Annotated in this window: 5 protein-coding genes; 4 read left to right on the top strand and 1 reads right to left on the bottom strand. The window is 40.7% G+C overall.

Going from position 1 to position 3244, the window contains the following annotated elements:
* The first annotated feature begins 41 nt into the window (after positions 1-41).
* From F6J99_RS46030 to F6J99_RS43480, 3 genes are all read left to right on the top strand, one after another.
* Positions 42-206, top strand: coding sequence for a hypothetical protein (locus tag F6J99_RS46030; protein ID WP_365975420.1), 165 nt, complete (start codon positions 42-44; stop codon positions 204-206).
* 176 nt (positions 207-382) lie between these two features.
* Complete coding sequence (locus F6J99_RS43475) at positions 383-685, top strand: hypothetical protein (RefSeq protein ID WP_075895997.1); 303 nt, start codon at positions 383-385, stop codon at positions 683-685.
* Between the two features lie 192 nt (positions 686-877).
* Positions 878-1084, top strand: coding sequence for a hypothetical protein (locus F6J99_RS43480; protein ID WP_293123260.1), 207 nt, complete (start codon positions 878-880; stop codon positions 1082-1084).
* A 727-nt stretch (positions 1085-1811) separates the two neighbouring features.
* On the opposite strand, the gene F6J99_RS43485 is transcribed toward F6J99_RS43480, so the two are convergent.
* Complete coding sequence (locus F6J99_RS43485) at positions 1812-2012, bottom strand: hypothetical protein (protein WP_293123263.1); 201 nt, start codon at positions 2010-2012, stop codon at positions 1812-1814.
* Between the two features lie 972 nt (positions 2013-2984).
* On the opposite strand from F6J99_RS43485, the gene F6J99_RS43490 reads away from it, so the two are divergent.
* Positions 2985-3155 (top strand): hypothetical protein, encoded by a 171-nt coding sequence (locus tag F6J99_RS43490; protein WP_293123266.1) that lies wholly within the window; start codon positions 2985-2987, stop codon positions 3153-3155.
* Positions 3156-3244: the final 89 nt, after the last annotated feature.

Consider the following 3244-nt stretch of genomic DNA (forward strand, 5'->3'; position numbering starts at 1 on the left):
TCATCTGAGGAGGGTAAACTTGCGCTCCTATCATCAACGGGATCTGCTATGTGCAGCGTAGTGGATCCCAGTTGAACATGCTGCACCATGACTTTCCACCTCACCCAAGGGTCTATGGTTATTTCCGTAAATGGCAACCGCTTTGGGTATGGGCTGAGAATCCATGGCCAATTGCGTCATCCACTCCGATCACAAATGGGAGGTGAAGAAGACTCCAGTGTGGCGCTCGCGTAGCGTCGGTCTTTGCCCGAATCGCCAATTAATGACTCGCCGACTGGCTTGTTGAGGTTTTGTTTACAAATCAGCTCTAATTCTTGATCACTGATGTTTTATGCGATAGAATCAGCTGTAGTACTTAAATCAATCTAGGAACCTAAACGTTATGGCTGATAGTGAGGGAGTTAAGAGCGCTGTCATTCTACGCAGTGAAGAGGATTTTGGAGGCACACCTGATTTCTTGTCTGGGTCTTCAAGTAAGAGGAGCAAGAAAAAGAAGAAGAAGAAGCAGGCAGCAGGTTTAAAGCCTCTTGAGAAGGCTGTGTTTAAACAAGCAAAGCGTCTCGATGAGGCAAGTAAGATCTATAAGGATCGCCATGAGAAGTCCAATCGTAAGAAGAAAAATGGTTGGATCAAGGATTTTGGAAAGAACTATACCAAGAGTATGTCTAAGTTAATGAAATTTTAGTTTGGTTTCTGCTCTACCCTTAACTTCGATGTAATGGGTCAGTTAATGGCTATGTTGAAGGCAAAAAAGGTTTGAGTTCTTCAAAAGTTTTTGGAATGTTCATTACATCAGTTTGAAGTTTTTGAGAAGGGCAGAGCTGGGCATGATACAACTTTTGACAAAGCTTGCTAAAATTTAGTTAGGAGAACGTCCATGAGTACACTTCAGAAAGAAAACACCATTATCCTAGACATGGGATCGGCAAAGAAGGATGATATTAAAGATTTGCAATATGGTGAGGGTAGGCTTTTTAAGAGGATTGCTAGGGCCATTGAAGAATTGAAGCAGAGTGGTGAAGTTGCAGAAAATGCTCAACCAGTAATTGTTGTGGTGAAGAAGAAAAACGATAAAGATTGGTAAGTTTTTAATCGATCTTGAGAAGTAATACGAATTTCCGTCATGGGTTACACTGAGTTGCTAACTCAAGTCCGCTTGACTTTCACCCAAGATTGAGTCCGCCTTTGGCAAAGCTATTGTTATTGGCTACTTCAATTAATCTGCATCGGGGGCTTTATGCCCCATCTAACCAGGTTAATTGAAGATATATAGGAACCTCTATTTCTTGTACTGGTAATGTTCAAGTAGACTCGTGAACTCCCCCAACTTAATTCGTTTAAGTTGGGGTTTCTAGCGTGGCCCTAGGCCACGCTACGGGAACACGGAAGAATGCCGAAGGTGCCCTTGACCTAGCCGAATTATATTCGCCACGGGTGGCACCTCAACTTATACCAAATCCGGTTGCCATACCCCCTTAATAAATAGACCTCTCCAAAAACCTGAAAGTATCTCAGTAACTGGTTTTCAGAGCTCAAATTCACCAAGTCAATTAAACCGTTGAATTAACGCGCTCAAAGGCTTGCGGCACTGGTTCCGCCGAGTGAGAAGCGAAAAGTTTTGAGATTAGTTGTTTACAGAGCATATCGAATTGTGAATAACTGCGACCAAGATATGCCCACCTCCAAAATGCCTAACTTCACCGCAGGCACAATCTTTGTGGTAAAATGAACTCGTACACAGTTGTGTACTAACCAGTAGACATCGAGGGTTCTTTGAAGGTTTTTGCGAGATGAACCCATAGGTGTTGGTTTTACTCCGAAAGGCGCTCGTTACGACGTCCCCCAGAAGCATTGAAAGCTGAGCCATGATTGCCATGAATATCACTGTCGGTGACCTCATGCTCAGTTTCAGGATGCTCAGGCACAGGAGCTTGATATTTTTTTCGTTTACGACAATGATAAATCGTACGGAAACCATGGTATAGAGTGCTATAGCGGTGGTGAGGGTACACATCCTCACTCCCACATCATGGACATGGGTGGGAAAATAGTTCGATCATACAACCACCATTGCTGTAAAGGCTTCTATTAACTCCAGCATGCCCCTATTTCATGACCTGCAAGGCTTTTCTCCTTCACATTCGACGGAACCAGTAGCCTATTTGGTCTTCAATTGATAATTTTTGTGAAGCACCTGCCCCAGGCTTAATTAGCCGGACTTTTTGATTTTGAATTTTTTCTTGATGTTGACGATGTAATAACTTGGTTTGTTCTATCAGTTGAGAGAGTTGTTGATGATTTAATCAAGCGCAATCGTTTGGTTTGTTTAGGATTTTTATGGATATAATTACAAGTGTAGCTCATTTTGATGTTAATAAAAATTAGTTATTATTTTAATAATAAACCATAAATATATTTATTTTTTGGATAGGTCTATTTAATACGTTTTTTATTTGGATTATAATCATCAGCATTATTGTATTTATTCAGACTAAATTATGTATAGGTAAGTAAAACCAACTTTACTAATGATTAGTATTATACTTTTATAAGTGATTGTCAAGGGTTTTGATTTTTTTTGTTTGGAGGTAATTTGATAATGAATTTACAAAAAGCATTCGCGTAGCGATGCTGTTGAAAAATCTGCTAATTAAAAGAGCTATATCAGCGCGCAATTACCGTCAATCTAATAACAAAGGCAATAGGAAACAGGGTGCATCTTTGGTTAAATGTTTGAGAATATACTGAGGTAGCAACAAGTCGCTTTATCAGGTCTCCCACTCTCAGATTTGGGCATTACAAAAAGGCGATTGGCCGTAGGCCACGCTACGCTCCGGAAGCTTCGCTTCCGCATTTAAGAGGTTTTAAGCATTTTGAATCTCAATCGCTATTGTACTGATAATTAAGCCCACCTACTTATTTAGGAAATAGGTAATAGGAAATATAGCGTTTATTATAGCTAAGAGGTACACAGGATTGTTTCCGTGCGCCCTAAAACCAGAAACTCTGTACCTAAGGAAATTGAAAACCGCTATATAACTATACCAATCCGTGTAGGAATTGTGAGAATTTTTATTCCCTTTTCCCTACTTCCTGTTCCCTGTTCCCTGTTCCCTGTTCCCTGGGGAGCAGGTCTTGCGTTGCTGAAACATTAGTACTATGTCCCATTAGCGGAAGCAATTACCCATGAGGGGGCTATAGATAATGTACAAATATAAATAAGTAAATGCTCCCCCGATTACCA

This window comes from Moorena sp. SIO4G3, from assembly GCF_010692305.1.
Classification (GTDB): Bacteria; Cyanobacteriota; Cyanobacteriia; order Cyanobacteriales; family Coleofasciculaceae; genus Moorena; species Moorena producens_A.

Coding starts and splice junctions, on each gene's coding strand:
- F6J99_RS43475 (WP_075895997.1), top strand. CDS start 383: ATGGCTGATAGTGAGGGAGTTAAGAGCGCTGTCATTCTACGCAGTGAA.
- F6J99_RS43480 (WP_293123260.1), top strand. CDS start 878: ATGAGTACACTTCAGAAAGAAAACACCATTATCCTAGACATGGGATCG.